At 61.1% G+C, this 13628-nt stretch carries 11 protein-coding genes; 5 read left to right on the forward strand and 6 right to left on the reverse strand.

Translation table 11 applies throughout. The features are described 5' to 3' along the window. Positions 1–4: 4 nt before the first annotated feature. Both KI235_RS14870 and wecB read right to left on the reverse strand, forming a co-directional pair. Entirely contained in the window at positions 5–2218 is a 2214-nt protein-coding gene (locus KI235_RS14870) for a hypothetical protein (protein WP_212795844.1), read from the reverse strand. A 38-nt stretch (positions 2219–2256) separates the two neighbouring features. Then, positions 2257–3483, reverse strand: a complete 1227-nt coding sequence (gene wecB / locus KI235_RS14875) for a UDP-N-acetylglucosamine 2-epimerase (non-hydrolyzing) (RefSeq protein WP_080560970.1) — start codon at positions 3481–3483, stop codon at positions 2257–2259. Between the two features lie 942 nt (positions 3484–4425). Between wecB and KI235_RS14880 the strand changes: the two genes are divergently transcribed. The 3 genes from KI235_RS14880 to KI235_RS14890 are packed head-to-tail and all read left to right on the forward strand — an operon-like array spanning position 4426 to position 7338. Beyond that, the gene (locus tag KI235_RS14880; protein ID WP_003201637.1) at positions 4426–4986 is read left to right on the forward strand and encodes a TRAP transporter small permease; all 561 of its coding nucleotides are present in this window, start codon (positions 4426–4428) and stop codon (positions 4984–4986) included. After that, a complete protein-coding gene (locus KI235_RS14885) occupies positions 4983–6263 on the forward strand; it encodes a TRAP transporter large permease subunit (protein WP_003201639.1) in 1281 nt (426 codons plus the stop codon). Before KI235_RS14880 ends, KI235_RS14885 begins: the two co-directional genes overlap by 4 nt. A 55-nt stretch (positions 6264–6318) precedes the next feature. Next, positions 6319–7338 carry a TRAP transporter substrate-binding protein gene (locus KI235_RS14890; protein WP_028236998.1) on the forward strand — a complete coding sequence of 340 codons (1020 nt, stop codon included), beginning with the start codon at positions 6319–6321 and terminating at the stop codon, positions 7336–7338. 150 nt (positions 7339–7488) lie between these two features. On the opposite strand, the gene KI235_RS14895 is transcribed toward KI235_RS14890, so the two are convergent. Further along, positions 7489–8280, reverse strand: coding sequence for a transporter substrate-binding domain-containing protein (locus KI235_RS14895; RefSeq protein WP_027911694.1), 792 nt, complete (start codon positions 8278–8280; stop codon positions 7489–7491). A gap of 67 nt (positions 8281–8347) precedes the next feature. Continuing rightward, positions 8348–9025 (reverse strand): TetR family transcriptional regulator, encoded by a 678-nt coding sequence (locus tag KI235_RS14900; protein WP_212795845.1) that lies wholly within the window; start codon positions 9023–9025, stop codon positions 8348–8350. A gap of 141 nt (positions 9026–9166) precedes the next feature. Between KI235_RS14900 and KI235_RS14905 the strand changes: the two genes are divergently transcribed. Then, positions 9167–10393, forward strand: coding sequence for an arabinose transporter (locus KI235_RS14905; protein ID WP_212795846.1), 1227 nt, complete (start codon positions 9167–9169; stop codon positions 10391–10393). A 55-nt stretch (positions 10394–10448) separates the two neighbouring features. Continuing rightward, positions 10449–11318: an SDR family oxidoreductase gene (locus KI235_RS14910; RefSeq protein ID WP_027911692.1), complete on the forward strand. Its 870-nt coding sequence runs from the start codon at positions 10449–10451 to the stop codon at positions 11316–11318. Between the two features lie 59 nt (positions 11319–11377). On the opposite strand, the gene KI235_RS14915 is transcribed toward KI235_RS14910, so the two are convergent. Both KI235_RS14915 and KI235_RS14920 read right to left on the reverse strand, forming a co-directional pair. Next, on the reverse strand, positions 11378–12010 hold the full coding sequence (locus KI235_RS14915; RefSeq protein WP_013693308.1) for a response regulator transcription factor: 633 nt from the start codon (positions 12008–12010) through the stop codon (positions 11378–11380). Positions 12011–12041: 31 nt separating this feature from the next. Beyond that, positions 12042–13403, reverse strand: a complete 1362-nt coding sequence (locus tag KI235_RS14920) for a cache domain-containing protein (RefSeq protein ID WP_013693309.1) — start codon at positions 13401–13403, stop codon at positions 12042–12044. Between the last annotated feature and the right edge of the window lie 225 nt (positions 13404–13628).

The following is a 13628-nucleotide window of genomic DNA, read 5'->3' on the forward strand; positions in this document are numbered from 1 at the left end:
ACCGTTACTGGCGATTGCGACGGGCGCTACGGCCTGCCAGCAACAAGAGGAGGAACAGGATAATGGCGCCTGGAATCAACCAGAGCAGCGAAGGTTTACGCCAGGCGTCCAGGCCCTTGGGTTCTTCGCTGCCGATCAGCAGGCTACCGCTTGGGTCTTGGGTATCGAAGATCGCCACGGCCCCGTTGTTGCCCAGAATCGCCACGTCGCCACGGGTCAGCACAATCGGCTTGGCCGGGCTTGGCGGCTGGTTGCCCAGGGCCCGGTAGACCAGGCCGTGCTGGCCTGCGGTCTGCACCACTTGCAGCGAGGCCAATTGGTTGAGGGGTTGTACGTCCAGCAACACCTGGTCCTTGTGGTTGATGCGCAGGCGACCTTGCTCGTCGACCTGGACCGATTCCTGGCTGTCCTTGAGCGGCAACTCGAAGGCCAGGAAGGCTTTGTCCGGGCTGACGACGGCTTTCGGATCAGCGCTGACCTTGAGCTGCGCGCGCAGCGGCGATACGCCGCTGGTATCGGCCACCGAAATGACCCGCGTCAGGCTGCTGGCCGGTTGGTCGAGGTAGGCCTGGGGAACCAGGATCTGGGTGTCCACGGCGAAGCGTGCGGCCATGCCGGAGAAGTCGTCGTCAAGCGAGGTTTTTTCCAGGACGATGTGGCTGGTCGGCAGGACCGATACCGGGAAGGCTTGCGGCGTTTCCAGGCAGCGGTCGCTGACCGGCTGGCGCTGGAACGACACGCGCAAGGTGTTCTTCGAGCCCAGGGCGTAGCGTGGGATGTGGGCCTGGATGCGCTGTGGCTCACCATCGGTAGTCAGTTGCTGCGCGCCGATCAGGAAATCATTGAAAAACAGCGAGGCCACCGGTGCTGTAGCGGAAGCCCCCGGGGCTGCGGAGACGTCCACCACGGCCGTGACCGGCAGGCGACCGTCGTAAGCCACGCTGCCCAGAGGGAACGAAGTGCTCCAGTCGAATCGCGAGGCCACGTCGAAGTTGCCAGGGGCGCCGCCCAGTCGCGACAGGGCTACACGGCCATCGTCGCTCAACGGTGTTTGCGCTTCGCTCACGGTCAATTGACGACTTTTCGCCAGTTTGCTCCACGCCGAACCGAGCAGCGACAAGGCTTTGCCGGTGGATTGCGGGGCGATCATCAGGACCGGGCGAGTGCCGAGCAGCGCCAGGCTTACGTTGTCGGTGCCGGCGCTCGCCAGCGCTGCGTTGACGTGCTGTTCGCGCCATTGGGTCAGCGCGCTGGCTGCCGTTGTGTCGAGGCCCTGGACCTGGTTTTGCAAGGCGTCCAGGGACTGGTTGATGGCCTTGAGCAGTTCCGGGTCGTTGATCGCCAGGTCTGCCTGTACGTTCGAGGTCTGGCCCAACACCAGCAGTGCGCCGATCTCGGCCGGGTTGGCCAAGGTGTGCGGGCCTTTGCCGTTGAGGCCGGCGAAGGCTGGAATGCTCAATAACTCGGCAGGAATGCGCAGGCTGCTCAGGTCCACGCTGTCCTGCACGACAGGGAAGGGCAGGATGCGGCTGTGTTTGCCGATGCGTTCCAGTGCCACGCCCAGGCGCCAGGCCGAATCGTAGCTGGCAGCGGACAACGAACCGGGGGCGACGAGGATGCCGGGTTCACCGGGCAGGGCCGCCCAAGCCGTACCAACGTCGCGTAACTGACTGGCGTCGTAGCTGTAGTTCAGGCGTGTCTCGGGTTGGATGCGCAGCACGTTGCCGATGACCCGATCGTCTTCGCACAACGGTCGAGACACCACCGAGGACCAGGCAACGCCCAGGCGCACCAGGCCGTTGTCACGCGCGGCCTTGTCGACGCCGAGTGTGGCGCTGGCATCGCCTTGTGCCTCGCTAAGCCCTTCGGCGCGCACCGGGTAACCATCGAGGGACAGCAGCAGGGTGTTGCGACCGCCTTCGCCATTGAGGTAGCTGGCATCCAGTTGCAAGGTTGCGTCATCGAGGGCAACGCCGGCGGGCACTGGCAGGTAGAGTTCGCGGCGGGCGTCGCTGGCGCTCAAGAGGATCGGCGCAGTGATACCCAGGTCGCTCAAGCGCACTTCACGTGTCTGGCGGGTATCGGCGTTGAGTCGATGAATAGCCTGGGTCAGCGGGCTGTCCGCAGCCAGGGCAAAGGTCGGCATGAGCGCGAGCAGGCTCAAGCCGCAGGCAAGGGCGCTGAGCGCACCCGTAGGGATGGCAACGGAAGGCTTCATTCAGGCAAGTCTCGATCTGATAAGAGGAATAACGGTGGTCAGTTGAAATCGGCGAGCAACTCACGCGGCTCGGACAGTGATGGAGCGACCGGCTGCTGTGCAGGCGGTTGGGCCACGACGAAGTCGTCGACCGGGCGCCCCATCAGGGTATCGACGATGCGTTGGCTGGCATTGCCGTCGCCATAGGGGTTGGCGGCTTGTGAGGCGCGGCGCCACAACGCGTCATCGTCGAACAATGCGTCCACGCCAGCGATGATCGATGCCGGCGAGGTGCCGACCAGGCGCACCGTGCCCGCCGCTACTGCTTCAGGGCGTTCAGTGACATCGCGCATCACCAGCACCGGTTTGCCCAGCGACGGCGCTTCTTCCTGCACGCCACCGGAGTCGGTGAGGATGACATGGGCGTGTTGCATCAAGCGTACGAAGGCCAGGTAGTCCAGCGGCTTGATCAAATGCACATTGAGCAGATCGCCCAGCTGTTCGGTCACCGGGCCTAGTACGTTGGGGTTGAGGTGCACCGGGTAGACGATCTGGATATCCGGTCGCTGGGCCAGGTGACGCAAGGCCTTGCAGATGTCCAGGAAGCCCTCGCCGAAGTTTTCTCGGCGGTGGCCGGTCACCAGCAGCAGCTTGCGTCCGGTTTGCAGGTACGGGAACTGTTGATCCAGTTCGTCACGCAACCGGGCATCGTCATTGATGCGTCGGGCCGTCAGTTGCAGCGCGTCGATCACGGTGTTGCCGGTCACCAGGCAACGGCCTTGCAGACGTTCGCCCAGCAAGTTGTCACGCGATTGTTCGGTAGGTGCGAACAGCAGGTCGGCGCTGAGGTCGATGCAGCGGCGGTTCATTTCTTCCGGCCAAGGGCTGTAGATGTCGCCGGTGCGCAGGCCGGCTTCCACATGGCCGACAGGGATGCGTCGATGGAAAGCGGCCATCGACGCGACCATGGCCGAAGTGGTATCGCCGTGGACCAACACCCGATCCGGCCGGGTCTGTTCCAGCACCGGGTCGATGGCTGCGTACAACGCAGCAGTCAGGGAGTTGAGCGTCTGGTGCGGCGTCATCACGTCGAGGGTGAAATCGGCCTTGAGGTCGAACAGATCCAGGACCTGCTTGAGCATGCTCTGATGCTGGCCGGTGACACAGATCAGTGACTCAATGCCCGGTTCGGCGGCGAGGGCCTTGACCAAGGGGGCCATCTTGATGGCTTCCGGACGGGTACCGAAGATCGAAAGGATCTTGATTCGTGGATGATTAGTTGCGATGACGCCCTTCCTCGCGCAGTTTGCTGCGCCGCACAGCAGCTCGCCCGGACGCGATGAGGCATTCGAGAAAGCAAGCGATTTAAGTTGAGTAGTGACCCGTTGTCAGACAGCGGTTTGACGTACACAGGAAGTGACGCAGTGGCATCTTGAAGTTCGGGGCGGCAGATTATTAGCATCAAAAATCATGAGCGCAAAGATTTATATGCGGAAGTTTATTAATAATTTTTCTGAGGGTTGTTTAGTGGTCGGGTAGAGGTGTCTTAAAGATGCGCTATAACTTCTGTTACTTGTTGATATAAAAAGATTTTTTATTATTTGGATGCCGATTTAATGGCCTGTTCAGAATTGGGACGGTGGTGCCGATGTTTTTTTGGCGCCTAATTTCTCGCTTGGCCGGTGCGGGGGTGTCATTGGAATGGCGCCTGTAAGTCGTCTGAAATAACGGTTTTTACTTGGTTAGTTGGAGTTGGAGTTGAAGTTGGCTATCTGTAAAAAAGTTCAATTTAATTTTAGCTTTTATACTAATAAGCCAAAAGAAAGGTTCCACTCGCAATGGCCCACTAGGCGGAGTCGTTACTTGTAATCGGTAAGTTGCGTAGAACGGTCCCACTCACATCCAAGAGGCGGTAAGTCGTCCTCTCATGGCGACCGATAATCGCACGCTTTGTGTTGTACGCCTGTCGGGGTTATTGACCAAACTAACCGGGTGGTACATTTTATCGGCAACCCGTCTTGCCCAACGAGGCCAAGACCATAATAAAAATAGAGGAATACTCCATGCCTACTCGTCTGCGAGCGCCACACGCCTTTCCCTTGATCCGTTGTTCCAATCCGGAAGCATCTTCCAGCCTCTCAGGTTCGATCCGCTAGCGGCCCACGCTGTTTGCGGTCTTATCGCGCCAATGGGATGTCGGCGCTCGACAAGCCTCGGAGTTCTTCAAGATGACAAAAATCGTCGATCTGTATTTCAAGCTGCTCAAGCTACTGATTGTGTTGTGCATGGTCGCGATGATCGTGCTGGTGTTCGGCAATGTGGTGCTGCGTTATGCCTTCAACTCTGGCATCAGTGTGTCGGAGGAGCTGTCGCGCTGGTTCTTCGTCTGGATGATATTTCTCGGTGCCCTGGTGGCGCTCAAGGACCGTGCTCACCTGGGCATGGACAGCCTGGTCAAGCGCTTGCCGCCGGCCGGCAAGCGTATATGCCTGGTCATCAGTCATCTTTTGATGTTGTACATCTGCTGGCTGATTTTCAGTGGCAGTTGGCAACAGGCCGCGATCAACCTGAATGTAGTTGCCCCGGCGTCAGGATTGTCCATGGCGCTGTTTTATGGGGCCGGCCTGGTGTTTGGCGCCAGTGCCGCAGCGATCCTGCTCTACGAGCTCTACCTGGCGCTGTCCGGCAAGCTGGGGGATGACGAGTTGGTGATGGTCAAGGACAACGACGCCGAGGTGATCACACCTAACTCCATCACCCCTGACCACATCAAGAGTACCCGCCCATGACGCTGGTTATTTTCCTCGGTTCCCTGATGGGCAGCATGGCACTGGGCATGCCCATCGCGTTTGCCTTGCTGGTGGTCAGTGTGGCGTTGATGTTCTACCTGGATCTGTTCGACGCGCAAATCATTGCCCAGAACCTGCTCAACGGGGCGGACAGCTTCCCACTGATGGCCGTGCCGTTCTTCATGCTGGCCGGCGAGATCATGAATGTCGGTGGCTTGTCCAAACGCATCGTCAACATTGCCATGGCGCTGGTGGGGCACAAGCGCGGTGGTCTCGGTTACGTGGCGATCATCGCGTCCTGCCTGCTGGCGTCGCTCTCCGGTTCGGCCGTGGCCGATGCGGCGGCACTGGCGGCCTTGTTGGTACCGATGATGGTGCTGGCCGGGCATAACCGGGCACGCTCGGCGGGTTTGATTGCCGCCGGTGGCATTATCGCGCCGATCATTCCGCCGAGCATTGGCTTCATTGTCTTTGGCGTGGCGTCCGGGGTGTCGATTTCCAAGTTGTTCCTGGCCGGCATCGTGCCGGGGATCATGCTCGGAGCGGCGCTCGCCATTGCCTGGTGGTTCGTTTCCCGCAGCGAGAATGTCGAGACGCCACCCAAGCAATCCCGTGCCGAGGTCCTGCGGGCATTGGTCGAGGGCAGCTGGGCCATGGGCTTGCCGATCATCATTATTTTCGGCCTCAAGTTCGGCATTTTCACCCCGACGGAAGCGGCAGTGGTGGCGGCGGTCTATTCGCTATTCGTGTCCCTGGTGATCTACCGGGAAATGAAAGTCAGCCAGTTGTACGAGGTGATCCTGTCCTCGGCCAAGACCACCTCGGTGGTGATGCTGCTGGTCGCCGCCGCCATGGTTTCTTCCTGGCTGGTGACCATTGCCGACTTGCCAGGCCAATTGGCGGCGGTGCTCGAGCCGTTCATGGATAGCCCGACCCTGCTGTTGGTAGTGATCATGCTGATGATCATCCTGGTCGGTACGGTCATGGACATGACGCCGAGCATCCTCATCCTCACACCGGTGCTGATGCCGGCGATCACCCAGGCGGGCATCGACCCGGTTTACTTCGGCGTGTTGTTCCTGATCAACACCGCCATCGGCCTGATTACCCCGCCCGTGGGCACTGTGCTCAACGTGGTGAGCGGGGTTTCCAAGCTCAATATCGAAGAAATCGTTCGTGGCGTGTGGCCGTTCCTGCTAGCGCAACTGGCGGTGCTGTTCCTGCTGGTCCTGTTCCCGCAACTGGTCCTGGGACCCCTGAAATTCTTCACCGGTTAATGCCGGTGCAAGCCGTAGTAGCTCGACTTAAAAACAATAATGATCGGAGAGTGACATGGGACAACTGATGAAAACCCTGTTGGCCGGGGCGTGCGCAACGGGACTGCTGCTGGGTAGCGTGGTCAGCCACGCCGATGAAATCCGCGAACGTACCCTGCGATTCGCGTTCCAGAACGTCAAGGAGCATCCACAAGGGCAGGGCGCGCAGAAGTTCGCCGACCTGCTCAGCGAAAAGAGCGGTGGCAAGATCAAGGTCCGCCTGTTCCCCGGCGGTACGCTAGGCGGCGACGTGCAAACGGTGTCGGCGTTGCAGGGCGGCACGCTGGACATCACCGTGCTCAACTCCGGCATCCTGGCCGCCCAGGCACCGGATTATGCCATGCTCGATTTCCCGTTCCTGTTCAACAACGTCGAGGAAGCCCATGCGGTGATCGATGGGCCGGTCGGGCAGAAACTGGCGGCGCAACTGGATAGCAAGGGGCTGGTAGGGCTGGGTTATTGGGACCTGGGTTTCCGTAACCTGACCAACAGCAAGCACCCGGTGACCAAGCTTGAGGACATGCAGGGCTTGAAGATTCGCGTCATCCAGTCGCCGATCTACCTGGAGACCTTCTCCGCCCTGGGCGCCAACCCGGTGCCGATGGCGTTCCCCGAGGTCTACACGGGTCTTGAGCAACACACCATCGACGGTCAGGAAAACCCGTTCACCGTGATCGAGGGCAACAAGTTCTACGAGGTGCAGAAGTATCTCTCCGTCACGGGCCACATCTTCAACCCGCAGTCGTTGATCATCAGCCAGAAAACCTGGAACCGCCTTAACGACGACGAAAAGGCAATGATTCGCGCGGCCGCGGCCGAAGCGCAAACATTCCAGCGTGAAGTCACGGCGGCGGGCATGGACAAGGCCAAGGTGACGTTGGCCGGCGCGATGACCGTGAATGAGATCACCCCAGCCGAGAAAGATCGCTTTCGTGAACGCGTGCAACCGGTGATCGACAAGTTCGCCAAATCCCTGGATGGCGACCTGGTGAAGATGATGTACGAGGAGATCGCCAAGGTGCGGGCGGCGCAGTGACGTAAAGCGGTCAGTCCTGAACAGGCCCAACCCTGTGTGGGAGCGAGCTTGCTCGCGATAGCGGTGCGTCAGCCAACATCAATGCGGCAGACGTGGCGCCATCGCGAGCAAGCTCGCTCCCACATGTTTTTTTGTTTTGTCAGAGAACGGTTATTGGGCGGCCGGGACGGCCAACCACTGCCCAATCACTTTCTGGTAGCTGCCATTGGCCTTGCTCAGGTGCAGCCACTGATCGACGTACATCTTCCAGGTGGCGTCATCCCGAGGCAGCAGGTAGGCCTTCTCGCCATATTGCAGGTAGCGGGTCGGGTTGACCGCGCACAGGCCGGGCTTGAGTTTTTGCTGGTAGAGCGCTTCTGACGCGTCGGTAATCATCACGTCGGCTTTCTTGTCCAGCAGTTGCTGGAAGATGGTCACGTTGTCATGGAAACTGAGCTGGCCGTTGGGCAGGAACGCCCGGACGAAGGCTTCGTTGGTGCCGCCGGCCGGCTCCACAAGGCGTACCGAAGGCTGGTTCATCTGTTCGAGGGTCTGGTAGCGCTCCTTGTCTTCGCAACGCACCAGCGGGATCTTGCCATCCACGTCCAGGGTGTCACTGAAATAGGCTTTCTTCTGGCGTTCCAGCGTCACCGAAATCCCACCCATGCCGATGTCGCATTGACCGGCAACCATATCCGGCATCAGGGTTTTCCAGGTGGTCTGCACCCATTGCACCTTGACGCCCAGGCTGGCGGCCAGCGAGCGCGCCATATCGATGTCGATGCCTTCGTATTCGCCCGCTTCGGTTTTAAAGGTATAGGGCTTGTAGTCGCCGGTGGTGCACACCTTCAGTTCGCCGCGTTGCAGGACCTGGTCCAGCAGCGAAGGTGCCGGCTCGGCCAGGGCGCTGCCGGAGAGCGCCAACAGGCCACAGAGCGTCATCGAGCTTGTTATGTTTTTCATAGTGATTGGACGTCTCGCAACGGAAGGGAACAAGACCGGGGAGTGTAGTGAAAGCGCCTGCTCGCTGTCACTGCGGTGTTGATCGTGAACAGTCAGCTGAGCGTAGTCTCGGGGGCTGTCGCTGCAGGCTTTCCAGGTAGGCGCAGAACATATCGGCCATGGCATCGCTATAGACGGCAACTTCCACAGGAGAGCGGGGCGCGGATGAAAATCGCTTGCCCACGGTACTGAGCGTCGTGATCACCAGGTCACCTGCCAGGGCGCGGGCCTGTGCCGGGACGGCAGGCAGTGCTTGCAGCATGAAGGCGTCCACCGATTGTTGTACCGACATCCGCGCGGCCTGGTGTTCGGGGGCGTCGCGGTAGAGCGGTGCGGCGTCGTTGAGCGCGACGCGTATCTGGGCCTCGTCGCATTCGGACTGGATGAACGCCCGCACGAGGCTGCGCAGCCGCTCGAAGGGCGGCTGGCGGCTGTCTTCAAGGATCTCGCGCAGCATATCGCTGGTTTGTCGCCATTCATCACTTTGCAGGCGGAACAGGATCGCCGCTTTGTTCGGGAAGTACTGATACACCGAGCCGACGCTCACGCCAGCTCGCTCGGCAACCCGGGCCACCGTGAAACGTGCCGCGCCCTGGGTCGCCAGAACCTGAACAGCCGCCTCCAGAACGGCGGCGACGAGCTCGGTGGAGCGTGCCTGTTGCGGCTGTTTGCGTGAGGAAATCTGCGGGCTTGAGCGTTCGGACATACGGGCATGAGCCTTGGAAGGGAATGCGAATAGGAAATGCGACGGATTGTTCGTATCTTGAATGCGACGAATTGATCGCATTCTAGTCGGCTCCACAGACAACGTTCAACGTCGCATCGCATCCTTTCTGTGAGTAGGGTTATGACTCAAAAAAACGTTCATCAGGGCGCCTCCTTGGCGCCTCAGGCAAGCGCTGACGTCAAGCCGGTGCTCAAGCTGTTGCCACTCATGCTGACGGTATTCATCGGTTTTCTGACCCTGGGCATGCAATTGCCGGTCTTGCCCCTGCACCTGCATGACACGCTAGGCATGGGTACGCTGGTCATCGGCCTGGTGGTCGGCGCACAATTTGCCGCGGCGCTGTTGTCACGCGCCTGGGCCGGCAACTTCGCTGACATGCGCGGAGGCAAGCGCGCCGTCATGGTCGGCCTGGTGACGGCGGCGGCTTCCGGGTTGGTTTATCTGCTGTCCTTGGCGTTCGTTGCTACGCCTGTCACGTCGGTCTGGCTCTTGCTGGGCGGTCGTGTCCTGTTGGCCCTGGGTGAAAGCCTGATCGTCACCGGCGCGTTGGGTTGGGGCATCGGCCTGGTCGGCGCGCAGCATGCCGGCAAGGTCATGGCCTGGAATGGTATTGCCATGTACGGCGCCTATGCCCTGGGCGCTCCGCTCGGCGTGGCGCTGAATAGCGGCTGGGGGTTCACCGGCATTGCCGTCGCGACGATTTTCATCCCGCTGCTGGCGCTGGCGATTGTCGCGGGTGTCCGGGCTGTCGCCCCTACGGCGACCCGGCGGGCACCGTTCTACAAGGTGCTGGGCGCGGTGTGGGTGCCGGGCATGGGGTTGGCGTTTTGCAGCGTTGGCTTCGGTGTCATCACGGCTTTTATCGCGCTGTTGTTTGCGGCCAGGGATTGGGGCAATGCCTCTCTGGCGTTCACCGCATTCGGGCTGGCGTTCATCGGTGCGCGCCTGCTCTTTGGCCACCTTCCAGACAAGATCGGCGGCGCGCGTGTCGCCCTGGTCTGTGTGGTGATCGAAGCCGTCGGGCAATTGCTGATCTGGGGCGCCGACACTGCGCTGGTGGCCTATCTGGGCGCAGCGCTCACCGGCTTCGGCTATTCCCTGGCCTTCCCGGGCTTTGGGGTGGAGGCGGTGAAACGCGCGCCAGCGCAGAACCGCAGTCTCGCCATGGGGGCCTATGTCGCGTTCCTGGACATTTCCCTGGGGCTGAGCAGCCCGTTGGCCGGGGCGTTGGCGGGCACGTGGGGGATCGGCGCGGTTTACCTGGGCGGGGCCGTTACGGTGATGCTGGCCTTTGTCGTGGCGCTGGCATTGGTGATGCCAGGGATGCAAGGCCGGCAGCTGGCTTGAGCTGCGCCAGAAGTGAGTCTGTGTTCCTCGATGGTTCTAATCAGGAGTTTGAAACATGCATGTATTCGTTACCGGTGCCACGGGCTGGGTTGGGTCTGCCGTGGTCCAGGAATTGATCGGTGCCGGCTATCAGGTCACCGGCCTGGCCCGTTCCGATGACAAGGTTGCCGCACTGGCCGCGACCGGCGCGAAGGTGGTCCGCGGGACATTGAATGACCTCGACGTCCTGCACCGGGCGGCTTCGGCGGCGGATGCGGTGATTCACACCGCGTTCAATCATGACTTCTCGCGGTTTGCCGAGAACGCTGAGTTGGACCGCCATGTAATCGAAGTATTGGGCAGCGCGCTGCAGGGGTCTGAGCGACCTTTGCTGGTGACGTCCGGCCTGTTGGGCTTGACTCGGGGCGCGAGCGAGCTGGAGGTGCCCAGCCCGGCTTCGCCGCGCAAATCCGAAACGGCGGCCCGGACGCTGGTCGAGCGTGGTGTGCGCTGCGCGACCGTGCGCCTGGCACCCTCGGTCCATGGCCTCGGCGACCACGGATTCGTTCCGATCCTGGTTCGCCTGGCCCGGGAGACGGGCGTTTCGGCCTATCTCGGGGACGGCGTCCACTGCTGGTCGGGCGTGCATCGGCTGGACGCCGCACGGGTCTATCGGCTGGCGCTGGAGCAGGGCGTGACGCAGTCCGTCTACCACGCCGTCGCCGACGAGGCTGTGCCGTTCAAGGACATTGCCCAGGCGATCGGTCGTGGCCTGGGGTTGCCGGTGGAATCCCGGGAGCGTGAGCATTTCGGCTGGTTCGCCCACATGGCGGGCGCGAACATGGCAGTGTCCAGCGAATACACCCGCGCCTTGCTGGGCTGGACGCCAAGCGGCCCGAGTCTGTTGGATGATCTTGAGTTGCCTGGCTATTATCACGTCGATTGAAATGAATAACCCTGTGGCGATGGAGCAAGCTCCCTCGCCACAAGGGCTGTGCGGGGCCTCTAGCGCGAAATGATCCCGTGGTCGATCGCGTATTTCACCAGGGCCGCGGGCTTGTCGATGTTCAGCTTGCGGCGGATGCTCAGGCGATGGGTTTCGACGGTGCGTACGCTGATGTCCAGCTCGCGGGCCATTTCCTTGTTGTTCAGGCCCTGGACCATTTTCGCCAGCACCTGGCTCTCGCGCGGCGTCAGCTCGCTGTCGGTGTTCGGGTTGGTGGCGAGCCGCTGGGCGATCTCGGCACTGTAGAACGTGCCGCCGCTGATGATGGCTTCGATGGCCGCGATGATTTCCCGCGACGGCGCGTTCTTGAGCACGTAGCCGCTGGCGCCGGAGCGCACGGATTCGCTCACGTACTCGTAATTGTCATACATGCTGAGGATAAGGATCTTGAGGCTGGGGTATTGCTTGCCCAGCAGTCGGGTCAACTCGAGCCCGTTCATGTCCTTGAGGCTGATGTCCATCAGCAGCAGGTCCGGTTGGCTGCGACCGACCATTTCGATCGCCTGCGCACCATTCTCGGCTTCGCCCACCACGTCCAGTCGGGGCATGACGGACAGCAGGGCCTTGATGCCGTCGCGGACCAGGGAGTGATCGTCGACCAGCGCGACGCGAATCACCGGAGGCAGGTTCATCGGCAGGTGCTCTTGTTGTAAGGGGCGCGCATCAGTTTTCCGTTACCGAGAGGTTCATGGGCAGCAGGATATCCAGTTCGCTTCGTCCCGGTGCCGAGGTCACCTCCAGGCGTCCGCCGAAATGCTCGACCCGTTCGCGGATATTGCGCAGGCCGATGCCGGCGTGGCCGCGCTCTACTTGCGGGACATTGAAGCCCATCCCGTCATCCACCACCGTCAGGCGCAAGGACTGGCTGGAGCCGAACAGGGTGATGCCGACACTTTTCGCCCCGGCATGGCGCTCGATATTGGTCAGGGCTTCCTGGGCAATGCGGAACAGCGAGACAGGGGCGCCATTTTCCAGGCGGCAATCGAATTCGTTGCTTCGGTAGGACACTTCAAGCCCGCTGCGCTGTTGGAACTCGGTCGCGAGTTGGCCAATGGCGGCGGGCAGGCCCAGGGTATCGAGCAGGGACGAGCGCAAGTCATGGGAGATGCTACGGATTTCGCCGATGGCTTCGCCTAGCCGATCGGTCGCGTTCTTGAGGATGCCCAGGCCATTCTCCTGGCCGTTCTCCAACACATGGCTGGCCAGTTCGAACTGGAACTTTATCGACACCAGCAGTTGGCTGATGCCGTCGTGCAGCTCGCGAGAAACCCGCGAGCGTTCCTCTTCCTGCAAGCTGACGATGCGCTGATTCAGCCGCTGCAGCTTTTTGTCGGCCAGGCGATGTTCGCTGACGTTGAGGGTCATGCCGCCGGCAAATACCAGCAGGACCGCCACCAAGGCGATCGCGGCGATGGCTTGCATGGTGCTGTGGATGCCGTGGGCAACTTCGTCGCGGGCTTGCTGGGTGGCGCGTTCGACGTCCTCCAGGTAAATCCCGGTGCCGAGCATCCAGCCCCATTGATCGAGCATCACGACATAGGCCAGCTTGTCGGTCACCTGGCCGGAGGAGGGTTTGTTCCAGGCATAACGCTGGAACCCTTCGCCTGACTCGGCACTCTTGAGCAATGCCTGGATGACCGGCAGGCCGTGGGGGTCCTTCATGTCCCAGAGGTATTGCCCCACCAGTTCCGACTGGCGGGCATGCATGAGGCTGCGGCCCTGGCGGTCGTACACGAAAAAGTAACCGTTGATGCCGAAGCTGAGCTTGCGCAGTTCTTCAAGGACCTGCTGCTGTGCGCGCTCGTCTCCCCGACCGTTGTCATACAGCGGGGCGATCAGGCTCTGCGCCATCTCGACATAGTTCTTCAGCTCCGCGCGCTTGCTCGCCAGGATGCTGTCTTCGATCAGTTGCGCCTGTTGATCGCCCAACTGGCGATTGAGCGAGATCACCAGGGCGCAGATGACCGCGATGGCCAGGACCAGCGGCAAAATCCCGAGGGCGACGATTTTGTGTTTGAGCAGCATCTGTACTCCTGTCCGGACTCGGCGGGGAGGCGAATGGCGGCATCATATGCCAAACCCATGGATGAGGCATAAAACCTGTGGCGCAAGACATGTGGGAGCAAAGCTTGCTCGCGATGCAGGCGCCGCGGTTTATGAAAGACCGTATTGACTCTATCGCGGGCAGCCTTGCTCCCACAGAAGTTGGGGTTCTACGTAGTACTACGGATTTATTTATTGACCCATTGC

Origin of the sequence: Pseudomonas sp. St386 (genome assembly GCF_018325865.1) — a bacterium.
GTDB lineage: Bacteria > Pseudomonadota > Gammaproteobacteria > Pseudomonadales > Pseudomonadaceae > Aquipseudomonas > Aquipseudomonas brassicacearum.

Bases quoted from the DNA above. Each gene is read 5' to 3' on its own strand.
- KI235_RS14900 (WP_212795845.1), bottom strand. From the start codon at position 9,025: ATGTCCGAACGCTCAAGCCCGCAGATTTCCTCACGCAAACAGCCGCAA.
- KI235_RS14915 (WP_013693308.1), bottom strand. From the start codon at position 12,010: ATGAACCTGCCTCCGGTGATTCGCGTCGCGCTGGTCGACGATCACTCC.
- KI235_RS14905 (WP_212795846.1), top strand. From the start codon at position 9,167: ATGACTCAAAAAAACGTTCATCAGGGCGCCTCCTTGGCGCCTCAGGCA.
- KI235_RS14895 (WP_027911694.1), bottom strand. From the start codon at position 8,280: ATGAAAAACATAACAAGCTCGATGACGCTCTGTGGCCTGTTGGCGCTC.
- KI235_RS14880 (WP_003201637.1), top strand. From the start codon at position 4,426: ATGACAAAAATCGTCGATCTGTATTTCAAGCTGCTCAAGCTACTGATT.
- KI235_RS14870 (WP_212795844.1), bottom strand. From the start codon at position 2,218: ATGAAGCCTTCCGTTGCCATCCCTACGGGTGCGCTCAGCGCCCTTGCC.
- KI235_RS14885 (WP_003201639.1), top strand. From the start codon at position 4,983: ATGACGCTGGTTATTTTCCTCGGTTCCCTGATGGGCAGCATGGCACTG.
- KI235_RS14920 (WP_013693309.1), bottom strand. From the start codon at position 13,403: ATGCTGCTCAAACACAAAATCGTCGCCCTCGGGATTTTGCCGCTGGTC.
- KI235_RS14890 (WP_028236998.1), top strand. From the start codon at position 6,319: ATGGGACAACTGATGAAAACCCTGTTGGCCGGGGCGTGCGCAACGGGA.
- KI235_RS14910 (WP_027911692.1), top strand. From the start codon at position 10,449: ATGCATGTATTCGTTACCGGTGCCACGGGCTGGGTTGGGTCTGCCGTG.